Here is a 22,119-nt window from a genome sequence, read left to right as displayed (position 1 = left end):
ATCAGTGAGCGATCGCCGCTTGCGGCGCGTCGAATTGGGTTTTGTACAGCTCGTCGCCGAAGCCCTGGGCCAGTTCATCGAACTTGACCCGGGCGCTGCCGGCGAATGGCTGGCGGATCTTCATCACTTCGGCGACGTCGATGTTTTCGTAGGCCGTGAGGATCTGTTTGGCGACGCCGTACATTTGCTGATTCTTGGCTGAACATTGCTGCACTTGTGTGTCACGTTCCGCCAGTTGCGCGTGCAGCTTCGAGCGTTCGGCTTCCTTGCCGCGAGCGAGGACCAGCAACTCGTCGTAGGCTTTCTTGAACTTGCCGGTCTGCTCGGCACTGGCCGCGACTTGCGCCTGCGCCTGGCTGTGCAGGCTCTGTTGCTGCCCGGCGAGTTGCTCGGCGAGGCCTTTGGCCTTGGCCAGTTCGGCGGTCAATTGCTTGATTTGCGCTTGCGCTGCCTTGGCTTCGTTCTGCGCCGCCAGTTGCGCGGCGCTGGCCTGGGCCTGTTGGCTTTGCAGGGCCTGCAATTGCTGGGTGGTGCTGCGCAATTGCGTGCGCAAGCGTTCTTCCATGCCTTCGGCGCTCGCCCCGGTGGCAATCAACAAACCCAGGCCCAGCGCGAGAAAACGCGTGTTCATAAAGCTCTCCCGGCGCCTTAGAAGCGCGTGTTGATCTCAAGCTGCAAGACGTCGATGTCGAACGGCGCGCCGTACACCGCTTCGGTGCTCATCCAGCGACCCGTGGCGGAAACGTTCTTCGCCAGGCCGTAGTTGCCGCCCATGAAATAGCCCTTGGCGTTGGTGCCGCCGAGGTGGAACGACGAGTCGTTGAAGCCGTCCGGCAAGGCGTCCGGCTGGATGTACTTGTAGCCGGCGAACAGGTTCCAGTCGCCCTTGCGTTTGAGGTCCAGTGCGTTGCCGAGGGTGAACTGCACCATCCATGCATTGGCGCCGCTTTCGATCTCGCCGTTGCTGTCGAGGTTGTTGACGATCTGCCCGGCGGAGCGCTTGCGCATGTCGCCTTCGTCGTAGCTGAGGTTGTGGATGTAGTTGCCCTGGCTGCGCAGTTTGAAATCCTGCGGCAGGTCGGCGTCCCACACGACGTTGAGATCGAGCAGGTTGAACTCGGACGCAAGCCCGACGAATTGCGGCTGCGGCGTAGCGCTCGGGTTGAGCGGGTTCGGCGTGATGTCACGCAGCAGGAACACGCTGTTGCCCTTCTGCATGAACGCCGCGCGGGTGCCATCGCTGTCGCAGCCCGGCGCGCCGGCCCACGGTTCGCAAGGGCTGGAGCGCTGGCCTTGAATGTCGTCGAAGCGGTAATAGGCCAGCGCACCTTTGAGGCGGTTGTTGCTGTTGATCGCCCACTTCGCGCCGAGCTGCGCGCCGTACAGCCATTTGTTGTCGCTCTCTTCCTTATCGAAACCGTTGCTGCTGGAAGTGTCGCTGGTGTAGTCCACCGGGAATGCGCCGACGGTGCCGAACACGCCCCAATCGCGGTTGAGCTTGTGATCGAAGATCGCCGCCACACCATCGAAATTCAGGTCGTTGGAATAGAGCATGTCGGTGGACATGAACGGGTTGGCGAAGCGCCCGCCGGTCAGGGTCAGTTCGTCCATTGGCTTCCAGGTCAGGTAGCCCTGATCGAGCCAGATGTCCTTCTTGGCAAAGCCGCCGCCGAGGTTCTGCGTGGTCGATACCGGGTTGTTGTCCGAACCGGTGCCGATGCGAATGCCGGCGGTCCATTCCTCCGAGATCACCGCTTTCATGCCCAGGCGAGCGCGCAGGCGAAAGAGGTTTTCGCGGTCTTCGCGGGTGTTGAGCAACGGCGGCAGGCTGGTGCTGCTGTTGGGGTTCACGTCGTACGGGCCGTTGTTGTTGAGCTTGGCGAAGTCGACGATTTCGTTGCTGTTGTTGCCTGAGTAGTACCGCGATTCGTCTCGCAGACGAATGTCGCCGTCGAAGCTGATGCGCGAGGCCCAGTCCGGGAAGGTATTGGGCGCGGCCCAGTTTTCCTGTTTGGCGGTGGCCATCACCTCGGCTTTGACCTGATCGCGGATCTGGTCACGCACCGCTGCCGGCACGTACTGCACGCGCACATCCCCCGGCGCGGCGACCGGTCCAGCCGCTACGGCAGTGGACGCGGCAGCCTGCTTGGCCTGCGCCGCTTCGTTCTGGGCCTGGGCGATCAGCGCGTCGGCCTTGTCCTGTTTCAGAATGCTCTGCTCGACCAGCAAGCGGATCAGATTGATCGTGGCGTTCTCCGAAGGCGCAGGCGCTGCCACGGCCTGACCGACCAGGGTCGCAATGACCATGCCGACCGCCAGGGACAATCGATTCACGTTGGAAATCATCTGCACACAACTCCTTTTGCCAAAGCTTGAATAAGTGAATTAACCCGGACGCCGCCCTTGCAGGGACAGGCGCACGGGCAAAGTAATGGAGGCCGGAGGCCGTTCGCTGAGGGCTGGCGCACCGCGTAAAGCGGCCAGCACCTGGGTATCGATTTGCGGGTTGCCACTGGACTTGATCAGCTCGACACGGGTGATCTCGCCGACACTGCTCAGCCAGACATCGGCCTGCAGCGAGAATGCGAGGTTGCGCAGCTCGGGGTTCTCGCGCAGCAAACGCTGGAAGGTGAACGCCAGAAACTGGCTGTACGTGCCCGTGCCCAAACGCCCACCACCCGCGCCAGCCATGCCGCCGCCCTTGCCTGCGCCGATGTTGAAAGCGTCGCTACCGGATTGCGCGTCGCCGTCCATTTGCATCGGGTTGGCCAGATCGTCCGCCGGCGATGGCGGTGCTTCTTCTTCAGGCTTGACCTCCTCCGGCTCAGGCGTTGGCTCGGGCTCGACGACTTTTTCTTCCACCGGCGTTTCCGGCTCTGGCGGTTTCTCCGGCGGCGGTGGTGGCGGTGGCGGCAACGGAATGATCGTCGGCACTTTCGGCGCTTCGCGGCGCACGCCGGCCATGTCGTTGGCCCACTGCCAGAGGAACCACGCGGCGAGCGCGCCGACCAGCAATCCGGCGCCCCACTTCACATAGCGCAACGGCGACTTTTTCACCGGCGGCGGCTCGATCGGGAGTTGTGCGGTCATGACTCAGCCCTGACTCGGTTTGCCGGTGACGAGACCGACCTGGGACAGTTCGAGTCGGCGCAGCAGATCCAGCACTTCGATGACTTTCTGGTACTGCACCGTCGCATCGCCACGCACGATCACCGGGAAATCCGGGCTCTGCGCTTTCTCGATGCGCAGGCGTTCTTCCAGCTCCGCCAACGTCACGGGATAGGCATCGAGAAACACCTGGCCGCCGTCGTTGACCGAGATCGCCTTGGTCTTGGCCTCCGACAGCGACACCGAAGCGCTGGCCTTGGGCAGGTTGATCTGGATCCCTGAGACCTGCGCGGTGGCGGTGAGGATGAACATCACCAGCACCACCATCAGCACGTCGACCAGCGGAGTGATGTTGATGCTGTCGACTGCGGCATCGTCATCATCGTCGTGGGAGGCATTTACGGACGCCATGGCAGTGCTCCTCAGGCCGGTACGGAGTGGTTGGCGTGATGGCCGCGCTGGTGCGACGCCTCACTGAACTGGCTCTCGCCATGCATTTCCGCCAGACGGGTGATGAACTCGTCGACGAACACGCGCATGTCGGCGCTGACTTCCTTGTTGCGGGTGATCAGGCGGTTGTAGCCAAATAGCGCGGGGATCGCGACGAACAGGCCCATCGCCGTGGCCAACAGAGCGGCGGCCATGCCCGGCGCGATGGCATTGATATTCACGTCGCCGGCCATCGCCGTGCCGAGGAACACCACCATGATCCCCAGCACCGTGCCTAGCAGGCCGATATACGGACCGCCGGCGATGGCGTTGGACAGGGTCGAGAGTTTCGAACTCAGTTGCTGGTTCTCGCGGGTGCGCACGCCGTCCATCGAGCAGCGAATGGCCTCGATAGTCGCGGCAGAGACCGAAGAGGTATCGGCGCCCTGCTCGCGGCGGGTGCGGATCTCTTTGACCGCCACCAGATACAGGCGCCACAGCGACGAATGCTGCAGACGCTGAGCCAGTTGCGCGTCGTCGGCGAACATTTCCAGACGCGTGCCGACCTTGGCGAATTGCACGCGAAAGTCTTCGTTGGCCGCAGTGACGCGACTGAGGCTGCGGTTCTTGCGCAGCATGATGATCCACGACTGGAACATCATCAGCACCAGCACGGCGATGATCACCCAAGCGTCGATCGGCACCGCGTTAAGGAGGAAGCCGAGGCTGCCGAAGCCAAAGCCGGACTGCTCTTCATCGACGCCGTAAGCGACCAGTTTCGACTCGGCGCCTTGCGAGGTGGCATCGGCCAGCAACAGCGCAGCAGGACGGGCGACTTTCGACAGGCGCAGCTCATCAATAGCGCCAGAGAATGGCTGGAACGCGCCTTCCTGCAGATCGGCGCCGATGGCCATGGCCGAGTTGAACGCCGGCATCGCCTGGGCCAACGCAGCGCTCTCGCGACCGTTAACGTACAGCGTGACCTTCGAGCCCTCGGCGGTTAGTGCGAGGTGTTGCCATTGCCCCGGCGCCAGCGCTTGGGTGGCAGCGGCGCGCTGGCCGTCGATTTCCACGAACGGCAGGCCTTGGCTGACGCCGATCAGCAGGCTCTGCGAGCCTTCGCGCCGAGCCAGGATCAGTTGCTCGCCAGAGGCCTGATCCAGACGCAGCCAGGCACTGAAGGTGAACGCGCTGCCGGCGTTGTGTTGCAGTGAAGGACTGGCCGGCAGCAGTAACGGTTGACCGCTGAACTGCAACGCACGGCCGACGACGCCATCGATCGCTGTGCCGGTCGCGCTTTGCGCGGTGTTGCCGTACGCCGTGGTGTCTTTCGCCGGGGTGCCGGTAGCGCCGTCGAAGTGATACAGCGCGGTGTAATTCGGATCGAAAGTGAGTTGCCCGTTGCCGGTAGCCGGGGCTTTCTGGTTGCCGTAGTACATCCAGATGTCCTGACGCTGGCCACCCTCGACATTCGGCACATCAACCCAGATCAGCGCCATGCCCATCAGCGCGTCGAAACTTTCGATCTGGTGGTTGAGCACGGTTTTGTCATCCGCCGCGACGAAACGCAGATCGGAGCCGTCCTCTTTCACGCCGTCGAAGGTGAAGTTGCCGGTGTGCAGGCGCACCAGCAGCGCGGTGCGGCCAAGGGCCTGATTGATCGCCGCGCCCTGCGGTGTGGTGTCGACGGCGATCTGTTTGCGGTAATGCCAGTCGTCCTGCCACCAGGCCTGAGCAGTGGCCGGGAGCACGAAGCCCAGGCAGATCAACAACGAAAGGAGAAGGCGTTGCATGGACGTGCTCCGTTAGAAAGTGGCTTGAAGGTTGAAGTGCAGGCGCGATTCCTGCTTTGAGGTGTTCGGCCCTTCGAGTAGCGGGTAGCCCCAGTCGAGGCTGCCGGACAGCCATTTACTGAGGCTGGCGCGGGTGCCGAGGCCGACGCTGGCCAGGGCGTAATTGGCGTCCTGATCCGGCAGTTCGTCGCGCAGGTACAACTGCGCGCCTTCGGCGAAGGCATAGAAGCGCCAGTCCTGCATCCACGTGCCGGCGAATTTCGCCAGCGACGGTGTGCGCAATTCCTGGCTGAGCAGGTAGCCGTCATCGGCGGTACGTTCAGCCGCGAGATAGCCGCGCACCGAAGTGGCGCCACCGGCGGAGAATTGTTCGTTGGAAACCAGCGGCCCCGAGGCGAGTTGGAATGCGGCTTTGCTTGCGCTCTGCCAGTCGCTGTCGAAGGTCCAGGTGTAGTTGGTGTCGCCCTTGAGCACGGCGAAACCCGGTTTGGCGCGATAGCGTTTGTAGTCGAAGTCTTCGTCGTCGCTGCCGTAGCCGAACACGCTGCGCGTGGCGGCAACCAGACTCAGGCCGAGGCCGAGCTGGCTCTTTTCGCTGTAGCGATAGCCGTTGTAAGCGAAGGTGAACGGCGCATATTTGAGCGGCACCTTGTCGCTTTCGCCGGACAGGCTCAGGCGCTCGTCGAAGTCCTTGAAGTCGATGCCGGCCGACAGCGAGTTCGACCAGTTGCCACTCGAGGGCAGCGTGTAAATTGCCGCGACGCCGTAGCTGTGACCCTTGCCGAGCACGTTGCTGCCGCCGATGGTGGCGACGTTGCTGTCGGACTGGTAACCGGAGAATTGCACGCTCCAGCGCTCGCTCAGCGGCGCGGTGTAGGACCCGGACCAGACCTTGGCGTTGTCGGTTTCTTGCGGCGCGGTGAAGAACGTCAGGTTGACGCTGTGACCGAGTTGCCAGAGGTTGTTGTAACCGAGGCTGGTGACGCTGCGCAGCTTTTCGGTGTCGGCGCTGTAGTCGTTATTGAGGCCGACGCTGGCCGTCCATGGGTTCTGGTCTTCGACCTGCAAGTCGACATCCATGGTGCCGGGGCGCTGCCCTTCACGCACCAGCGGCATGACCTGGCGACCGGGTGTCTTGTTGAGCTGCGCGAGTTCGCCCTGGACTTTGGCAAAGTCCGGCACCTCGCCTTCTTTCAGCGCCGGGACGTTGTCGCGGATATCCAGCGGCGAATAGTGTTTGGCGCCGACCACGCGCACCCGGCCGACCTTGGTTTCGCTGACTTGCAAATAAACGATGCCATCGGCCACGGCCTGCTCGGGCAGCTCGACAAACACCGACTGATAGCCGCGCTCCTGATAGGCCTTCTGCAACGCATCGCGGGCGCCTTCGATGTCGCTCAAGGCTTTCTGCGGGCCGAGAAACGGGTACACCGCTTCTTCGATCGCCCGCGCATCGAGCACGGTATTGCCGCGCACAAAGTATTCGTTGACGTCGACCAGTCGCTGCGCGGCGGGCGCTTCTGTGCCCTCCTCGGCCAGCGCCGGCTGCGCGCCCGCCGTCACCAGCAGCCAGCCCCACAGTGCCAGCCGTGACGTGAAAATCCGTTCCACACTACCCCCTGAAATTCGCGATGACCTGTAGGCGTTAGCGCCCGATGTGATGCGTCAATTGCTGATCGTTGTGGCGCAGGCATGCTTGCCCAGCCAGGTGTGCAACAGCGCAAAGTTCAGCGAGAACTCGGGCATTTGCAGCAAGGCACCGCAGAACACTTCGCCGATGATTTTCTGAATCAGCAGCACCGCACGCGGCTCGTTGAGCAGCGTGGCGATGTCACGGCTGAGGGCGGTGAAACTCCAGACCTTCTGGTTCAGGCCAAGGCCGACGAACCAGCGGAACAGCAGGTTGTAATTGAGCTGTTCATAGAGCTGCTGTTCGCTGGGCACCGAATACAGCAATTGCAGGAGCAGGATGTGCATCACCGTCTGCGCGGGAATGAGCATGCCGGGTGCGGCATTGAGGTCGCGCAGCAGGTCCTGGTGGGCGTCGAGCAGATCGTCGATCTGCGGGCGCAGCAGCACCAGCGAATGGCCCGGCGGAATGTAGCTGGAGACCTCTTTCAAAGCGCCCTGCCAGTCATCCTGCGAGACGATCCAGACCCACGGCGCGCCGTAGCGATACACCGAAACCGGCTTCTTGCGCGCGGCTTCGACGATCTTCGACAGGCGTTGATCGAGCTCCTGCATGCCCACTTTCGAATAGCGTTCCATAGTCCCCATTGCCTCACTCCCGGCGTCCCGCCTCGGCTTGCAAAGTGCGCCCCGAAAGGCCCCTCAAGCGCGTTACACAGGCATGACCGGACTGGCAAAGGGCTACCGAACTTTTGTCATAAAAGCTTCATTACCGAAGATGGATTGACGGATGTAGATGATCGACCGTGGGAGCGAGCCTGCTCGCGAAAGCGCTGTGTCAGGCGATGAGGATGTTGGATGTGCCGCCGCCTTCGCGAGCAGGCTCGCTCCCACAAGGTGGACTGTGGTTGCACCGTTGCGTGACATTCGCGTGACATTCACGGGGTTAAATCCCGGCCCGTTCAGGCGTATAACCTTCACAAGACTTTCAATCGGCACGCCGACTTCAACACAGGGTAGTGACATGACAGCAAACATCCTTGGCAACCTGTTCCCTTCGGTCAGCGACATCCCGGAAAAATATCGCCTCGACGCTCAGGTCGAGCAGCGTGAATATCTGGTCGATGGCCAGTTGCGCCGCTGGGACGGCCCGCTCGCGCAGGTGCGCAGCCCGGTCTATCTGAAAAGCGAAAACGGCGAAGAACAGGTGATCCTCGGCAGCACGCCGCTGCTGGATGCCGACACCGCCCTCACCGCCCTCGACGCTGCCGTTCGCGCTTACGATCGCGGCCAAGGCCTGTGGCCAACCATGCGCGTGGCCGAACGCATCCAGCACGTCGAAGCATTCCTTGGTCGTATGCGCGAGCAGCGCGAAGCCGTGGTCAAGCTGCTGATGTGGGAGATCGGCAAGAACCTCAAGGACTCGGAAAAAGAGTTCGATCGCACCTGCGATTACATCGTTGACACCATCAACGCATTGAAAGAACTCGACCGCCGCTCCAGCCGCTTCGAGCTGGAGCAGGACACCCTCGGGCAGATCCGCCGCGTGCCGCTCGGCGTCGCCTTGTGCATGGGACCTTACAACTACCCGCTGAACGAAACCTTCACCACGCTGATTCCGGCACTGATCATGGGTAACACCGTGGTGTTCAAACCGGCCAAGCTCGGCGTGCTGCTGATTCGCCCGTTGCTCGAAGCCTTCCGCGACAGCTTCCCGAGCGGCGTGATCAACGTCATCTACGGCAGCGGCCGCGAGACTGTCAGTGCTTTGATGGCCAGCGGCAAGATCGACATCTTCGCCTTCATCGGCACCAACAAGGCTGCCAGTGACCTGAAGAAGCTGCACCCGAAACCACACCGTTTGCGCGCGGCTCTGGGTCTGGACGCCAAGAACCCGGGTATCGTCCTGCCTGAAGTCGATCTCGACAACGCCGTCAGCGAAGCGGTCACCGGTTCGCTGTCGTTCAACGGTCAGCGCTGCACCGCACTGAAAATTCTTTTCGTGCATGAAGACGTGGTCGACAGCTTCATCGAGAAATTCAACGCCAGACTGGCCACGCTGAAACCGGGCATGCCGTGGGACAGCGGCGTGGCGCTGACGCCGCTGCCGGAGGCGGGCAAGGTCGATTATCTGCACGGTCTGGTCGCGGATGCGCAAAGCAAAGGCGCTCAGGTAGTCAACCCGAATGGCGGTGAATCCCACGCCTCGTTCTTCTACCCGGCAGTGCTGTATCCGGTGAATCCGCAAATGCGCGTCTATCAGGAAGAACAGTTCGGTCCGGTCGTGCCCATCGTGCCGTACCGCCACCTCGATACGGTGATCGACTATGTGCTGGAATCCGATTTCGGCCAGCAGTTGAGCATCTTCGGCACCAACCCGGTGGCGGTCGGCCGGCTGGTCGACACTTTCGCCAACCAGGTCGGGCGTATCAACCTCAACGCCCAGTGCCAGCGCGGCCCGGACACTTACCCGTTCAACGGTCGCAAAAACTCCGCCGAAGGCACGCTGTCGGTTCACGATGCATTGCGAGTGTTTTCGATCCGCACCCTGGTGGCGACCAAGTTCCAGGAGAGCAACAAGGATCTGATCAGCGAGATCATTCGCGGGCGTGATTCGAGCTTCCTGACCACCGATTACATCTTTTGACGGGTGATCGGCAGGATTGAATGATCCTGCCGATCCGTCAGCCCCCCGGCGATTCAGTGACTACACTCAGCCCAGCATTGCTGGATGCCCGGGAGGCTGACCATGCTCGATTACTTCGCATTGGGTCTGTTGGTTTTTGTCGGTCTCGTGCTGTTTTACGGGATCATCGTGCTGCATGACATCCCGTACGAGATCGCTGTCCACCGCAACCACCCGCACCAGGACGCGATCCATGCCACTGGCTGGGTCAGTCTGTTCACCTTGCATGCACTCTGGCCATTTCTGTGGATCTGGGCGATGGCCTATCGCGAGGATCGCGGTTGGGGTTTCGGCGATGGCAAACCCATTCAGAATCACGTCGATCAACTGGAGCAACAGGTCGTCGAGCTGCAAGCCCGGATCGAGCGGCTGGAAGCGCAGTCGCCGGTTGCGCCTCACTCTGACAGCCGGGGGATCTGAGCATGGATCTGTTGCTCATCCTCACGTATGCCGCGCTCTGCGTCGCGATTTTCAAGATCTTCCGCATTCCGCTGAACAAATGGACGGTGCCCACCGCTGTCCTGGGTGGCGTGCTGATCATCGGCGCGCTGATTTTCACCATGAACTACAACCATCCCTATTCTGAGGTGGCGCGCTCCTACTTCGTCTCGGTGCCGGTTATTCCGATCATCAGTGGCCAGGTGATCGACGTACCGGTAAAGGGCAACGAACCCCTGGAAAAAGGCGACGTGCTGTTTCGCATCGATCCAACGCCTTTCCAGAACCGCCTGAAATCGCTCAAGGCGCAACTGGTTGCAGCCAAGGGCGACCGCTACCGCATCACCGAACTGATTCGCCGCAACTTCGGCACCCAGCGTGAACTGGACGCGGCCATCGCCCGCACCGACGATCTGCAGGCGCAACTGGACAATGCGCAGTTCGAGCTGGACAACACCGTGGTTCGGGCACCGAGCAAAGGCTTCGTCACCCACGTTTCGCTGCGACCGGGGATGATGGCGAGCAAGCTGCCGCTGCGCCCGTCAATGGTGTTTATTCCGCAGGAAGGTCAGTACTTCGCCGCCTGGATGCGTCAGAACAGCCTATTGCGTCTGACCGTGGGCGACGAGGCCGAAGTCGCCTTCGACGGCATTCCCGGCAAGGTCTTCGCCGGTCGGGTGAAAAGTGTGATCGGGGTGATAGCCGAGGGCCAGGTGCAACCTTCCGGCACCCTGATCAGCTACACCGGCTCACCACCGGCCGGACGGGTGCCAGTGATCATCGAGATAACCGATCCGGCGTTCGCCGAATACAGCGCGCTCATGCCAGGCGGCGCGTATGGACAAGCGGCGCTTTACAGCAAGCACTTTCAACACATCGGCGCGATGCGCAAAATCCTGCTGCGCATGTCCGCCTGGATGAATTACATTTTCCCCTTCCATTGATTTGATTGACGTACGAGGTTCGCACTGACTACTTACAGCACCCACCGCCTGCCACCGCTGTTGCGCCGTATCCTGCGTCCGTTACTGGACCCGTATCGGCGCTACCGTCACGCCCGACTGATCCATTCCGTGCGGGTGGCGTTGGGGTTGCTGGCGACGATTCTGCTGACCACTGGCATCAATCTGCCCCACGGCGAATGGGCGTCAGTGACCATGCTGGTGGTGATCGGCGGTTTGCAGCACCACGGCAACATCGGCAAAAAAGCCGCCGAGCGCGCCATCGGTACCTTGATCGGTGCAGGAGTCGGATTGGCACTGGTGGCGCAGCACGCCTGGCTGGGCATGCCGTGGCTGACCTACTTTTCCATGGCCGTGGTCTGTGGCTTTTTCTCGTATCACGCGATTGGCAAGGGCGGCTACACCGCCCTGCTCTCCGCCATCACCGTGTTCATCGTCGCCGGGCATGGCGACAACCCGATCACCGATGGTCTGTGGCGCGGCGTCGACATCCTGATCGGCATCGCCCTCGCCCTGGCGTTTTCCTTCGCCCTGCCGCTGTACGCGGTCTACTCGTGGCGCTACAACCTCGCCGATGCCTTGCGCGATTGCGCCACGGTGTACGGGCGCATCATCAACGGTGAAGCGGTCAGCGCCGACGAACACGTGCGGCTGATGAGCAAGCTCGGCGCGGTGATGGTGCAATTACGTTCGCTGATGCCGTCGGTGTCCAAGGAAGTGAAAATCTCCATGACCGAGCTGGACGCGATTCAGCGCAACCTGCGCATGTGCATCAGCACGCTGGAGATCCTCGGCAATATCCGCCCCAACGCAAGTGACCCGCAGGCCACGGCACATCTGCAAACGGCGCTGAAGGCCGAACACCGGCAGATTCGCGTGCAACTGATCGGGATGGCTCGCGCCTTGAAGACCGGTGCCTCGCAACGGCTGGAGCGGCCGATGGAACTCCCGCAAGCGAACCTCGACGCGCCAGTTGCCAATACACTCGACGGCTACCGTATGCTGACCCGACAACTCGCTGCCAATATCAGCGAGATGCGCCAACGCTTGGCAGCCACCGCACCGCGCTGGAACATCTGATCCTTACTGCGCCGCCAGCCGCCGGGCTTTCCAGCCCCAACCTTGTTGCATGCCGGCGGCGGCCAGCAGGATCGCTGCGACGCCTATCCATTGCAGCAATTCGAGGCGATGGCCGAAGGCGAACCAGTCAACGAAAATCGCCGCGATCGGATATATAAAGGACAGCGCGCCGGTCAATGCCGTCGGCAATTTTTGAATCGCGCCGTACAGCAAAACGTACATCAGACCGGTGTGCACGATCCCGAGAGTCAGCAGACTGGCCCAGGCATCGACGCCTTGCGGCAACGCATCGAAATGCGCAAAAGGCGCGAGCAACAACACCCCGGTGCAGACTTGAATCAGCGCGATCAGATGTGGCGGCGTGCCGGTCAGGCGCTTGATGATCAGGGCGGCAATCGCGTAGAGAAACGCCGCGCCCAACGCCAGGGCAATTCCCATCAAGTAATCGTTACCCTCCTCGCCTTGCGTGCCATGGGCGCTGACGATCGCCAGCATGCCCATGAACGAAATCGCCAGCCAGAACAGCTTCTGCAGGGTAATTTTCTCGCCGAGGAACAACGCCGCCAGGCCGACCAGCATGAACGGCTGCACGTTATAGACCGCCGTACCAATGGCAATCGAGGCGCGGGAATAGGATGCGAACAGCAGCACCCAGTTGCCGACAATCGCCATTCCACTGAGCACCGCCAGCAGAAACGTTGTGCGGGTCAGAATCCCCGGACGCAGGAATCCGAACGCGGCGCAGACCAACAGCAAGGTGCCGGCGCCGAACACGCAGCGCCAGAACACCACGTCGAGCACCGGTTGCCCGGACACCAGCACAAACCAGCCGATCGTTCCGGATATGAGCATGGCGGCGGTCATTTCCAGCGAACCGCGGCGAATTGCGTTGTCCATCATCTTCTCCTGAGGCTGTGAGCGAAGCGTGGCAAAAGTATGCCAAGCGCACCTCGGGCTGCTCCAGCGCATAAAGCAGGCTAAACTTGGTTTTCGCCTTTTTTATCGAGGGTGATTTGCGCCCTTCGCCTAATCCGGAGTTTGAATGTGACTGACGATATCGATCAGATCCTTATCAGCGCGCTGATGGAAGACTCGCGTCGCTCGCTCAAAGCGCTGGCGCAGATCAGCGGCCTGTCATCGCCCAGCGTAGCCGAGCGGTTGCGGCGGCTGGAAGAACGTGGCGTGCTCAAGGGCTACACGGTAGAGATCGATCCGAGATGCTTCGGCTATCAGTTGCAGGCGATCGTCCGTGTGCGGCCGCTGCCAGGGCAACTGCAGGAGGTTGAGCGGCAGATCATGTCGATTCCGGAGTTCACCGAGTGCGACAAGGTCACCGGTGACGACTGCTTCATCGCCCGCCTGCACGTGCGCTCGATGGAACAGCTCGATACCCTGCTCGACCGACTGAATACGTTGGCGGAAACCAACACCGCGATCGTCAAGAAGACCCCGGTCAAGCGACGCCTGCCACCGATGGCGTAGGTGTTTTTTTCCGTTGTTCGGCGTAGATTGTGGGTTTTTCGCGGCTAAGGAATGGCGCTATGAAAATTCAGGCAATGCTGCTGGCGGCCCTGCTGCTCGGCGGTTGTGGCACGATTCAAACGGTGGCGCGCAACGATCAGGCTGCCGTTGACGGACTCAAGCAGCAGAAAAGTTATTGCGGCGCGGTACCGAGAATCTACAGCGGCCTCGCTTATGACTTCTGCACGCTGAACGCTCCGCTGGCCTCAGGCATCGATCCCGATGATCACCGCAACGCGGCAATTCCGGTGGTGCTGGTGGACGCCGTGGTCTCCGGCGCGCTCGACACCTTGCTGCTGCCCTACACGATCTACCGTCAGCAAGTGGACGGCAGCATCGTCATCAACTGAGCAGACACCTTTGTCCAGACGATAAAAAACCCGCCGAAGCGGGTTTTTTATTGCAGCCATTACGATCAGTCGTCGCGGCTCATGATGCCGAACAGTTGCAGCAGGCTGACGAACAGGTTGTAGATCGATACATACAGGCTGATGGTCGCCATGATGTAGTTGCGCTCGCCGCCGTGGATGATCGCGCTGGTCTGGAACAGAATGCAGACCGACGAGAACAGCACAAAGCCGGCGCTGATCGCCAGTTGCAGGCCGCTGATCTGGAAGAAGAAGCTCGCCAGCGTAGCGCCCAGCAGGACAAAGAAACCTGCGGTGATGAAGCCGCCAAGGAAGCTCATGTCCTTGCGGGTGATCAGCACGTAGGCCGACAGACCACCGAACACCAGTGCGGTCATGGCGAAAGCCGAGCTGACCACTTCAGCGCCGCCCTGCATGCCCAGGTAACGGTTGAGGATCGGGCCGAGCAGGAAACCCATGAAACCGGTCAACGCGAAGGCGGATACCAGGCCCCACGCGGAATCACGGAGTTTGTTGGTGAGGAAGAACAGCCCGTAGAAGCCGATCAGCACCACGAAAATGTTCGGGTAGCCGACACGCATCTGCTGGGCTACGAAGGCCATCACGCCGCTGAATGCGAGAGTCAGAGCCAAGAGACCATAAGTGTTGCGCAGGACGCGGCTAACCTCTAGCTGCTCAGCCTGCACGCTGTTATTAACTGCGTAATCCTGTTCGCGCATGGCGACACTCCTGTTGGTTTGAAACGTTCAGTCGCAAAGATCATAACAGACGCTCTGTAACAAGCCATGCAGAGAGTTTGACAGTGTGTTTCATTCAGGTATTATGGCGCCCGCAACGCAAACGGAGGTGTGGCCGAGTGGTTTAAGGCAACGGTCTTGAAAACCGTCGACTGTAACAGGTCCATGAGTTCGAATCCCATCGCCTCCGCCATATTTGATACGACAAAGCCCTGACTATTCAGGGCTTTGTCGTTTCTGCGAGATATGTTTGCGCAGCATCGTTTGCGCATCTGTTGAGTCATTTCACAGCAGCGCCTCGTACACCTGAGGCGCTGCTGCCCAGACAGCCAATGCGTACCCGCTCAGCCAAGCGACTCAAAGACAGCCTCCGCACGCTGTTGCACGGGCGCCTGAGGTCTGAGCATTTGCTGCCAAGCGAACTGCGCCTGGACCTTGGCCACCGAATCCAGCACTTTCTGCGCCCAGCGATCATCCTCGGGATGCACCACGACCACCCGGAAGCCATGATCCTTGCCTTCAATCTGCACGCCCTCCGAATCATCGACATGCAAGTCGATATCGAACGCTGGCGGATACTTGGAAGGCGCATTCGACATCCCGTGCGCCGTCAGCGCACGGTTGTGCAGCACGCTGTTGACCACGCCATCGACGCGGATACCGTACAGCGCCAACCAGCGCCTGATATAGGACGGCGTGCGCCCGGATGAGGTGTAGACCCAGACACTGCAATCCTGGCGACGCAGCTCTCGGATCAGCGATCGTGTGCCCATCCGCAACGGTTCACCCAGCCAGCGATGAATACAGGCCGGTAGTCGACTCTTCTCCACTGCGCAGTGGTGGAGCTGGCAAGCGAGCGTGTCATCGATATCGAACGAAATTCGTATGCGCTGACGTTCGAACAACTGCGGCAAAGCGCAGCGGATAGCCTGCCCTGCCCGGCTGCCGAAGGTTCTCAATCTGGCAAATGCTGGTGCCCAGTTCATCAATGGCCACCTTGAGAGAGAGGCAAAGGCTTGCCTTTGAGAAAGAACTTCATTGGATCGGGCGCCTGTTCTTCTAAGAATGCTGCATATTTTTTCTTGATCTTGGGCAATTCGTACAACGCCTTGACGCCATGCTTGGCGGAGTTGCGGATGACCGAAGACGGGTTGAAATAGCCCTCGGCGTTTTCCAGCGTCAACACGAATGGAGGCAGCCCCGCCCGCATGAGCAGGTAGCTCACAATGAGCGAGCCACTACGGTTATTGCCTTCGATAAACAGCTGCGGCTTGCTCAGAATGCGCACATAGACACCGGCTGCACGCTTCCAGACCGATTCACTGCGATACGCGCAATACCAGTTGTACAAGTCCTTGATGCCTCCCTCAACATTGTTGAAGAAGTGCGCCTCAGTGGCTGCCAGATGCTGGGCGTATTCCAGCCGGCGCGCCGGATCCCGGCCACAAAGCACTGTGGCATTGATCTCCAGCATCAGGTTCAGTTGCTGCAGATCGAACAGGTCGATGCCGCGGGCAACATATTCGTCAACCAACGCATAACCTTCAAGCACATTGTTCAGGACTTCGTCAGTGAACGGGTCTCGGGGCTCGGTGAAGTGCCGGCTGAGCTCGGCGAAACGGCTCTGCACTTTCCGCAGTGCGCGTTCAATCGCAGGCAAATCAAGGCGATGCGTGGCAGGCATTGGAGCTCCTTGGAAACGCTGGGTAAATGTCCACCGATGCCCGCCAAATCCGTTTGGCTCGTGCAGGTAGGCGGCCGTGACCGGTGGCAAGGCTCAGCTGAACTTGCCGCTGATGTAATCGCCGGTCATCTGTTCACGTGGGTTGTCGAAGATCTGCGCGGTCGGCCCCATCTCGACCAGATAGCCCGTGCGCGTGCCCTGGGAAATATCCACCGAGAAAAACGCCGTGGTGTCAGCGACACGGATGGCTTGCTGCATGTTGTGGGTCACCAGTGCGATGGTGTAGTCCTTCTTCAACTCGACCATCAACTCTTCGACGCGTCGGGTGGCGATCGGGTCGAGTGCCGAACAGGGCTCATCCAGCAGCAGGACTTCCGGCTCAGTGGCGATAGCCCGGGCGATACACAGGCGTTGCTGCTGGCCACCGGAGAGCGACAGGCCGCTGACCTTGAGCTTGTCCTTGACCTCATCCCATAACGCGGCGCCTTGCAGCGCATGCTTGACGCGGTCACCGATATCGCCCTTGTAGCGATTGAGGCGCAGACCAAACGCAACGTTGTCGAAGATGCTCATCGAGAACGGGTTAGGCTGTTGAAACACCATACCGATGTAGCGGCGTACGACCACCGGATCGACGCCCTTGCCGTAGACGTCCTGGCCGAGGAAATGCACATGACCCTCGAAACGAAAGCCCTTCACCAGATCGTTCATCCGGTTGAGACTGCGCAGCACGGTGCTTTTGCCGCAGCCTGAGGGACCGATGAATCCGGTGATCTTGTTTTTCTCGATGGGCACGTGGCTGTCACGTACTGCCATGAAGTTGCCGTAGAAAATCTTGTCCAGTTTGCAGTCCATGACTACAGGCGCCTGGGTGACAAACGGAGCGGCTATTTGCGCAGTGGATACGTTCAAAATCAGATGCTCCCGTTCTTAATACTTGGGCTTGCCGAAAATCCGGCTGATGATGTTCACGAACAGCACGATCATCACCAGCACCAACGAGGCCGCCCATGCGAGCTCGAGCTGGTTATCGAAAGGCATGCCGGAAAAGTTGTAGATCAGCACCGCCAGCGACGCAGTCGGATTCATGACATCGAGATTGCCCTGGTGGTAGATCCAGTAGTTGCTGAACAGCGCGGTGAACAACAGCGGTGCCGTCTCGCCTGCGGCACGCGCCACGGCGAGCATCACGCCAGTCAGGATCGCCGGCATGCCGGTCGGCAAGATGATTTTCCAGATGACCTGCGAGCGGGTGCAGCCCATGCCATAAGCAGCATCTTTCATGATCTTGGGCACCATCCGCATCGATTCTTCTGCGGTGAGTACCACGATAGGCAGCATCAGGACGGCGAGCGCCACGCCACCTGCCGGTGCCGAATACGTGCCGGTGGTCATTACTACCAAAGCGTAGGCAAACACCCCCGCCAGGATCGACGGCAGGCCCGTGAGCATCTTGGCGGCAAAACGTGCGGCGTTGCCCAGCTTGCTATCCGGCCCCAGTTCAGCCAGAAAAATGGCCGCCATGATCCCGACCGGCACCGCGATCGCTGCCGCGATACCGACCATCACAAAGGTACCCGCCATCGCGTTGCCGAAACCGCCGCCCATCTCGAAGCCGGTCGGCGGCAGTTCGGTGAAGACTTCCAGGTTAAGACGCGCGCCACCACGAGTGATCAGCATGTAGAGCACGGAAATCAGCGGCACGCTGGCCAGCAAAGCACCTGCCCAGACCAGGGTGGTCAGGATCAGGCTGCGCAGCGCGCGGCCTTCGAACCTGCGTTGCAAACTGGGCATCGCACCGGTTGGCGCCGTCAGGTCTGTTGCTGCGGTCAGATCAGTCATCCCTTGTTACCCCGTTGGGCGTACATCATGATCATCGAGCCGAAAATGTTCACGATCAGCGTAATCAACATCAGCACGAGCGCGGCATACATCAACACCTCGATCTCGTTCGGTCCGGCTTCGGGGAAGTTCAGCGCCAGCAGAGCGGCAAGCGTGTTGGCCGGTGCAAACAACGAGAGGGAAATGTTGTTGGCATTGCCGACCAGCATGGCCAGCGCCATCGTTTCACCCAGCGCGCGCCCCAGGCCCAGCACCAGAGAGCCGAAAATGCCGGTGGCAGCCGAAGGCACCATCACCTTGAGAATCGCTTCCCAATGGGTTGTGCCCATGCCGTACGCGGCCTGTTTGGTTTTCATCGGCACAGCCGTAAGCGCGTCCTGCGACACGGCGGCAATGGTCGGCAGAATCATGATGGCGAGCACCAGAGCTGCGGGCAGCAGGCCCGGACCGCTCAGGGACGTGCCGAAAAAGGGTATCCAGCCCAGCTCGCTGTTCAGCCAGGTCGTCAGCGGCCGAATCGCCGGAATCACCACATAGATCCCCCACAGGCCATAGACCACGCTGGGGATGGCCGCGAGCAATTCGACGATGGTGCGAAACAGCGCAGCGAGCTTGGTTGGCAGGAAATCCTGGGTCAGGAAAATCGCCATGCTCACGCCAAAGACACCGGCGATCAGCAACGCGATGAAGGCGCTGTAAAGCGTGCCCCAGATGGCCGGCAGGATGCCGTATTTGCCCTGGTTGACGTCCCACACACTGCCCAGAAGCACATCGAAGCCGTGCTTCTCCATACCGGGAAGTGCCTTGCGTCCGACTTCGAACACCAGTGCAAATACCAGCGCCAGAATCAGTACCACACCGATGCGTGCGAGCGCGCGGAAGGTGCGATCAACCAGAAAATCCTTCGTCGAGGGTGGCTGGCAGGCAGAGTCGGGATTAACCGGTACGACAAAAGGTTTGTTCATGGGCTAAGTCCGGAACAGGGGGAAAACTTTCCCGGCGTGGCGCAGACGCACACGCCGAGAGAGACCTCACGGCGTTACTGAATGTTGGCGGACGCTTTGCGAACCTGTTCGACGACCGATTGCGGCAACGGGATGTAACCCATCGAATCGGCAATCTTCTGCCCCTCGGTCAGGCTGTATTCGACCATTTCACGCATGGCTTTGGCCTTGGCCGGGTTGCCATTATCCTTGCGGAAAATCATCCAGGTATAAGAGGTGATCGGATAGGACTTGGCACCGTCCGGATCAGGCAGCCAGGCCACCAGGTTTTCCGGCATCTTCACCGCCGCCAGGGCCTCGGCACCGCTTTCGGCGTTTGGCACGACGTAATTGCCTGCCTTGTTCTGCAACTGGGCAAAGTCGACCTTGGCCAGCTTGGCGAAGCCATATTCGATGTAACCAATCGCACCAGGGGTCTGACGCACGGTAGCGGTTACGCCATCGTTTTTCGGCGACTTGATGAACTTGTCACTGGCCGGCCAGTTGACGGTGTTGCCCTCACCCAACGCCTGCTTGAACTCGGCGTTGACGGTTGCCAGGTGCTTGGTGAATACGGCGGTAGTACCGCTGGAATCTGCACGCACGACAACCGTGATCGGCGTATCGGAGAGTTTCAGGTCCGGGTTGGCTGCGACGATCTGCGGATCGTTCCAGCGCGTGATTTTGCCCAGGAAAATGTTGGAATAGACGTCGCGTGGCAGCTTCAGACCCTTGGGATTGCCCGGCAGGTTATAGGCCAGCACGATTTCCCCGGCGGTCATTGGCAGCAACTGCACGCCTTCGGCGACCTTGGCGATATCTTCGTCCTTCATTGCCGAGTCACTGGCAGCGAAATCCACGGTTTTGTTCAAGAAGTCCTGTACGCCCGCGCCACTGCCCTTGGATTGGTAATCGACAGTGACACCATCGGATTTCTTGCTGAAATCCTTGAACCAGGTCAGATAGATCGGCGCCGGGAAACTTGCTCCGGACCCCGTCAGGCGAACATTTTCTGCTGCAAAGGAGGCCGAGGTGGCACAAAGAGATACCGCAATGGCGAGCGCAGCAGACTTCATCAAACTTTTCATTAAATGACACCTAGTGATTACGGGCTCCCGAACTCTGCAGCAGTTTTGTGACGATTTCATGAAAGCAAAGTGGCAAGCGTTACCCTCATGGTCCGCAGCAGCGCCTATGGATGTAATCGGCCTCCGGGTTTCGAAAAATCGAATCTTCCTGTGCCGGGCTTGTCACTACCCCCTGATCCCGAGCAGTCACGCGCCAGGTTCACATTGCAAAAACGCTACTTTTCCCCAGCCTTTATGGCCCTCGACCGGAAATGGCGTTAGCATTTCACTCATTCGGCTGAACAAGCCTGTTTATTCAGATCAGGGTTGCATTGTGGAAAAGCTAAAACGCCTTCAAAGCGGGATCGAAGGGCTCGACGCGCTGCTTCAGGGGGGCTTTGTCGCGGGCGCCTCGTACATCATTCAAGGGCGTCCGGGCTCCGGCAAGACCATCCTTGCCAATCAGCTCGGATTTCACCATGCCCGCAACGGCGGCCGTGTGCTGGTCGCCACGTTGCTGGCCGAGTCCCACGACCGTCTGTTCCAGTTTCTGTCGACCATGAGTTTCTTCGACGCCTCGCGAGTCGGCGCCGAAATTCAGTTTGTCAGCGCATTCGATACGCTGGAAAACGAAGGCCTCGATGAGGTAGTGAAGCTGCTGCGACGCGAAATCACCCGGCAGAAGGCGACCGTCATGGTCGTCGACGGCCTGCTCAACGCACGCTCCAAGGCCGACTCGCCGATCGATACGAAAAAATTCATCTCTGAACTGCAAGGCCATGCCGCATTTGCCGGTTGCACCGTGCTGTTCCTGACCAGCTCGCGCCTGGACGACGGCAGCCCCGAGCATACGATGGTCGACGGCGTCATCGAAATGGGCGAAGAGCTGTTCGGTACCCGTTCGGTACGGCGCATTCATTTGCGCAAGACTCGCGGCAGCGGCGCGTTGACCGGTCTTCACGAGTGCGAGATCACCGATAACGGCCTGGTCGTCTACCCGCGCCTCGAAAGTCTCTACAAGCGCCCTTCCGCCCCTGACAGCGCGGACATGACGCGCATCCCAAGCGGCATTGCTTCACTGGATGACATCCTCGGTGGTGGCTTGCACAGCTCCAGCGTGACGCTGGTCATGGGGCCTTCCGGGATCGGCAAGACCACGCTGGGTCTGAAGTTCATCGCACAGTCGACGGCCGAAGCGCCGGGCCTGCACTTCGGCTTCTATGAAAGCCCGCAGCGGCTGCGGCTGAAAGGCCGTTCGCTGGGCATTGATATCGAACACATGGAACACAGCGGTGCGCTGAGCATTGCCTGGCAGCCAACTACCGAAGGCTTGCTGGACGGCCTCGGCGCACGCCTGCTGAGCCTGGTCGATGAAAAAGGCATCAAGCGCCTGTTCATCGATAGCCTCAGCGGCATGACTCGGGTTTCAATCACACCGGAACGCATCACCGACTTTTTCAGCGCGCTGATGAATGAGCTGCGATCCAGAGGCGTTACGGTGTTCGCCTCATGGGAAATGCGCGATTTGTTCGGCTCCGAGGTCAGCGCACCGAACTCCGACCTGTCCAGTATTGTCGACAATCTGATGCTCATGCGTTTCTTTGAGAATCACGCTGAACTTCACAGGACGCTTTCCATTCTCAAGATACGTGATAGCTCCTACAACCCATCGCGGTTCGAGGTGGTTATCCGTGATCAAGATGTGTTCCTGGAAAAGGCTTTGAAAAATGAACCTTCAGTCACAGCTGAGTCATTGCCTGGTTCAATTTCGTAAGTCTTCAAGCGGGTTGAA

Annotated in this window: 22 protein-coding genes and 1 tRNA gene; 8 read left to right on the top strand and 15 right to left on the bottom strand. The window is 60.3% G+C overall.

Going from position 1 to position 22,119, the window contains the following annotated elements:
• Position 1: 1 nt before the first annotated feature.
• The 7 genes from CKW30_RS03340 to CKW30_RS27790 are packed head-to-tail and all read right to left on the bottom strand — an operon-like array spanning position 2 to position 7,607.
• The gene (locus CKW30_RS03340) at positions 2 to 631 is read right to left on the bottom strand and encodes a DNA repair protein (RefSeq protein WP_095179907.1); all 630 of its coding nucleotides are present in this window, start codon (positions 629 to 631) and stop codon (positions 2 to 4) included.
• Positions 632 to 648: 17 nt separating this feature from the next.
• On the bottom strand, positions 649 to 2,346 hold the full coding sequence (locus tag CKW30_RS03335) for a putative porin (protein WP_095179906.1): 1,698 nt from the start codon (positions 2,344 to 2,346) through the stop codon (positions 649 to 651).
• Between the two features lie 39 nt (positions 2,347 to 2,385).
• A complete protein-coding gene (locus tag CKW30_RS03330) occupies positions 2,386 to 3,090 on the bottom strand; it encodes an energy transducer TonB (RefSeq protein ID WP_095179904.1) in 705 nt (234 codons plus the stop codon).
• Positions 3,091 to 3,093: 3 nt separating this feature from the next.
• Entirely contained in the window at positions 3,094 to 3,519 is a 426-nt protein-coding gene (locus CKW30_RS03325; RefSeq protein WP_003201710.1) for a biopolymer transporter ExbD, read from the bottom strand.
• 11 nt (positions 3,520 to 3,530) lie between these two features.
• Entirely contained in the window at positions 3,531 to 5,330 is a 1,800-nt protein-coding gene (locus tag CKW30_RS03320; RefSeq protein ID WP_095179902.1) for a DUF2341 domain-containing protein, read from the bottom strand.
• 12 nt (positions 5,331 to 5,342) lie between these two features.
• The gene (locus tag CKW30_RS03315; protein ID WP_095179900.1) at positions 5,343 to 6,941 is read right to left on the bottom strand and encodes a ShlB/FhaC/HecB family hemolysin secretion/activation protein; all 1,599 of its coding nucleotides are present in this window, start codon (positions 6,939 to 6,941) and stop codon (positions 5,343 to 5,345) included.
• A 54-nt stretch (positions 6,942 to 6,995) separates the two neighbouring features.
• Positions 6,996 to 7,607, bottom strand: a complete 612-nt coding sequence (locus CKW30_RS27790; RefSeq protein WP_095179898.1) for a transposase — start codon at positions 7,605 to 7,607, stop codon at positions 6,996 to 6,998.
• A 376-nt stretch (positions 7,608 to 7,983) separates the two neighbouring features.
• On the opposite strand from CKW30_RS27790, the gene CKW30_RS03305 reads away from it, so the two are divergent.
• The 4 genes from CKW30_RS03305 to CKW30_RS03290 all read left to right on the top strand — a co-directional run bounded on the left by CKW30_RS03305 (position 7,984) and on the right by CKW30_RS03290 (position 12,125).
• The gene (locus CKW30_RS03305; protein WP_095179897.1) at positions 7,984 to 9,606 is read left to right on the top strand and encodes an NADP-dependent glyceraldehyde-3-phosphate dehydrogenase; all 1,623 of its coding nucleotides are present in this window, start codon (positions 7,984 to 7,986) and stop codon (positions 9,604 to 9,606) included.
• A 102-nt stretch (positions 9,607 to 9,708) separates the two neighbouring features.
• Positions 9,709 to 10,065, top strand: a complete 357-nt coding sequence (locus tag CKW30_RS03300) for a DUF3302 domain-containing protein (protein WP_095179895.1) — start codon at positions 9,709 to 9,711, stop codon at positions 10,063 to 10,065.
• Between the two features lie 2 nt (positions 10,066 to 10,067).
• Positions 10,068 to 11,027, top strand: a complete 960-nt coding sequence (locus CKW30_RS03295; protein WP_095179894.1) for an HlyD family secretion protein — start codon at positions 10,068 to 10,070, stop codon at positions 11,025 to 11,027.
• 57 nt (positions 11,028 to 11,084) lie between these two features.
• On the top strand, positions 11,085 to 12,125 hold the full coding sequence (locus tag CKW30_RS03290) for an FUSC family protein (RefSeq protein WP_095179892.1): 1,041 nt from the start codon (positions 11,085 to 11,087) through the stop codon (positions 12,123 to 12,125).
• A gap of 3 nt (positions 12,126 to 12,128) precedes the next feature.
• Here CKW30_RS03290 and CKW30_RS03285 read toward each other — a convergent pair whose 3' ends face one another.
• Positions 12,129 to 13,022 carry a DMT family transporter gene (locus CKW30_RS03285; RefSeq protein WP_095179890.1) on the bottom strand — a complete coding sequence of 298 codons (894 nt, stop codon included), beginning with the start codon at positions 13,020 to 13,022 and terminating at the stop codon, positions 12,129 to 12,131.
• Positions 13,023 to 13,169: 147 nt separating this feature from the next.
• On the opposite strand from CKW30_RS03285, the gene CKW30_RS03280 reads away from it, so the two are divergent.
• Both CKW30_RS03280 and CKW30_RS03275 read left to right on the top strand, forming a co-directional pair.
• Positions 13,170 to 13,607, top strand: coding sequence for an Lrp/AsnC family transcriptional regulator (locus CKW30_RS03280; RefSeq protein WP_095179888.1), 438 nt, complete (start codon positions 13,170 to 13,172; stop codon positions 13,605 to 13,607).
• Positions 13,608 to 13,666: 59 nt separating this feature from the next.
• Positions 13,667 to 13,996 (top strand): YceK/YidQ family lipoprotein, encoded by a 330-nt coding sequence (locus tag CKW30_RS03275; protein WP_041481021.1) that lies wholly within the window; start codon positions 13,667 to 13,669, stop codon positions 13,994 to 13,996.
• A gap of 65 nt (positions 13,997 to 14,061) precedes the next feature.
• On the opposite strand, the gene CKW30_RS03270 is transcribed toward CKW30_RS03275, so the two are convergent.
• Positions 14,062 to 14,733, bottom strand: coding sequence for a Bax inhibitor-1/YccA family protein (locus CKW30_RS03270; RefSeq protein ID WP_008006561.1), 672 nt, complete (start codon positions 14,731 to 14,733; stop codon positions 14,062 to 14,064).
• Positions 14,734 to 14,856: 123 nt separating this feature from the next.
• On the opposite strand from CKW30_RS03270, the gene CKW30_RS03265 reads away from it, so the two are divergent.
• A tRNA-Ser gene (locus CKW30_RS03265) sits at positions 14,857 to 14,944 on the top strand.
• 151 nt (positions 14,945 to 15,095) lie between these two features.
• Here the strand turns inward: CKW30_RS03265 and CKW30_RS03260 are convergent.
• The 6 genes from CKW30_RS03260 to pstS all read right to left on the bottom strand — a co-directional run bounded on the left by CKW30_RS03260 (position 15,096) and on the right by pstS (position 20,348).
• Positions 15,096 to 15,737 carry a hypothetical protein gene (locus CKW30_RS03260; protein WP_256584147.1) on the bottom strand — a complete coding sequence of 214 codons (642 nt, stop codon included), beginning with the start codon at positions 15,735 to 15,737 and terminating at the stop codon, positions 15,096 to 15,098.
• The gene (locus CKW30_RS03255; protein WP_095179886.1) at positions 15,737 to 16,435 is read right to left on the bottom strand and encodes a hypothetical protein; all 699 of its coding nucleotides are present in this window, start codon (positions 16,433 to 16,435) and stop codon (positions 15,737 to 15,739) included. The genes CKW30_RS03260 and CKW30_RS03255 overlap by 1 nt, the downstream gene beginning before the upstream one ends.
• A gap of 93 nt (positions 16,436 to 16,528) precedes the next feature.
• The gene (pstB, locus tag CKW30_RS03250) at positions 16,529 to 17,290 is read right to left on the bottom strand and encodes a phosphate ABC transporter ATP-binding protein PstB (protein WP_016774591.1); all 762 of its coding nucleotides are present in this window, start codon (positions 17,288 to 17,290) and stop codon (positions 16,529 to 16,531) included.
• 75 nt (positions 17,291 to 17,365) lie between these two features.
• Positions 17,366 to 18,277 (bottom strand): phosphate ABC transporter permease PstA, encoded by a 912-nt coding sequence (gene pstA / locus CKW30_RS03245; protein ID WP_016774590.1) that lies wholly within the window; start codon positions 18,275 to 18,277, stop codon positions 17,366 to 17,368.
• Complete coding sequence (pstC, locus tag CKW30_RS03240) at positions 18,274 to 19,242, bottom strand: phosphate ABC transporter permease subunit PstC (protein WP_095179884.1); 969 nt, start codon at positions 19,240 to 19,242, stop codon at positions 18,274 to 18,276. The genes pstA and pstC overlap by 4 nt, the downstream gene beginning before the upstream one ends.
• Before the next feature lie 74 nt (positions 19,243 to 19,316).
• Entirely contained in the window at positions 19,317 to 20,348 is a 1,032-nt protein-coding gene (gene pstS, locus CKW30_RS03235) for a phosphate ABC transporter substrate-binding protein PstS (RefSeq protein WP_051600442.1), read from the bottom strand.
• A 313-nt stretch (positions 20,349 to 20,661) separates the two neighbouring features.
• Here pstS and CKW30_RS03230 point away from each other — a divergent pair, with 313 nt between their 5' ends.
• The gene (locus CKW30_RS03230; RefSeq protein WP_095179882.1) at positions 20,662 to 22,101 is read left to right on the top strand and encodes an ATPase domain-containing protein; all 1,440 of its coding nucleotides are present in this window, start codon (positions 20,662 to 20,664) and stop codon (positions 22,099 to 22,101) included.
• Positions 22,102 to 22,119 lie beyond the last annotated feature (18 nt).

It is taken from the genome of Pseudomonas sp. Irchel 3F6, assembly GCF_900187595.1.
In the GTDB taxonomy this organism is placed as follows: Bacteria; Pseudomonadota; Gammaproteobacteria; order Pseudomonadales; family Pseudomonadaceae; genus Aquipseudomonas; species Aquipseudomonas siliginis.
Note: the sequence above shows the minus strand (reverse complement) of the source record. Positions and strands in the feature narration are given on the sequence as shown.

Coding starts and splice junctions, on each gene's coding strand:
- CKW30_RS03275 (WP_041481021.1), top strand. CDS start 13,667: ATGAAAATTCAGGCAATGCTGCTGGCGGCCCTGCTGCTCGGCGGTTGT.
- pstS (WP_051600442.1), bottom strand. CDS start 20,348: ATGAAAAGTTTGATGAAGTCTGCTGCGCTCGCCATTGCGGTATCTCTT.
- CKW30_RS03255 (WP_095179886.1), bottom strand. CDS start 16,435: ATGCCTGCCACGCATCGCCTTGATTTGCCTGCGATTGAACGCGCACTG.
- pstB (WP_016774591.1), bottom strand. CDS start 17,290: ATGGACTGCAAACTGGACAAGATTTTCTACGGCAACTTCATGGCAGTA.
- pstC (WP_095179884.1), bottom strand. CDS start 19,242: ATGAACAAACCTTTTGTCGTACCGGTTAATCCCGACTCTGCCTGCCAG.
- CKW30_RS03335 (WP_095179906.1), bottom strand. CDS start 2,346: ATGATTTCCAACGTGAATCGATTGTCCCTGGCGGTCGGCATGGTCATT.
- CKW30_RS03320 (WP_095179902.1), bottom strand. CDS start 5,330: ATGCAACGCCTTCTCCTTTCGTTGTTGATCTGCCTGGGCTTCGTGCTC.
- CKW30_RS03295 (WP_095179894.1), top strand. CDS start 10,068: ATGGATCTGTTGCTCATCCTCACGTATGCCGCGCTCTGCGTCGCGATT.
- CKW30_RS03330 (WP_095179904.1), bottom strand. CDS start 3,090: ATGACCGCACAACTCCCGATCGAGCCGCCGCCGGTGAAAAAGTCGCCG.
- CKW30_RS03340 (WP_095179907.1), bottom strand. CDS start 631: ATGAACACGCGTTTTCTCGCGCTGGGCCTGGGTTTGTTGATTGCCACC.
- CKW30_RS03285 (WP_095179890.1), bottom strand. CDS start 13,022: ATGGACAACGCAATTCGCCGCGGTTCGCTGGAAATGACCGCCGCCATG.
- CKW30_RS03260 (WP_256584147.1), bottom strand. CDS start 15,737: ATGAACTGGGCACCAGCATTTGCCAGATTGAGAACCTTCGGCAGCCGG.
- CKW30_RS03305 (WP_095179897.1), top strand. CDS start 7,984: ATGACAGCAAACATCCTTGGCAACCTGTTCCCTTCGGTCAGCGACATC.
- CKW30_RS03300 (WP_095179895.1), top strand. CDS start 9,709: ATGCTCGATTACTTCGCATTGGGTCTGTTGGTTTTTGTCGGTCTCGTG.
- CKW30_RS03325 (WP_003201710.1), bottom strand. CDS start 3,519: ATGGCGTCCGTAAATGCCTCCCACGACGATGATGACGATGCCGCAGTC.
- CKW30_RS27790 (WP_095179898.1), bottom strand. CDS start 7,607: ATGGGGACTATGGAACGCTATTCGAAAGTGGGCATGCAGGAGCTCGAT.
- CKW30_RS03270 (WP_008006561.1), bottom strand. CDS start 14,733: ATGCGCGAACAGGATTACGCAGTTAATAACAGCGTGCAGGCTGAGCAG.
- pstA (WP_016774590.1), bottom strand. CDS start 18,277: ATGACTGATCTGACCGCAGCAACAGACCTGACGGCGCCAACCGGTGCG.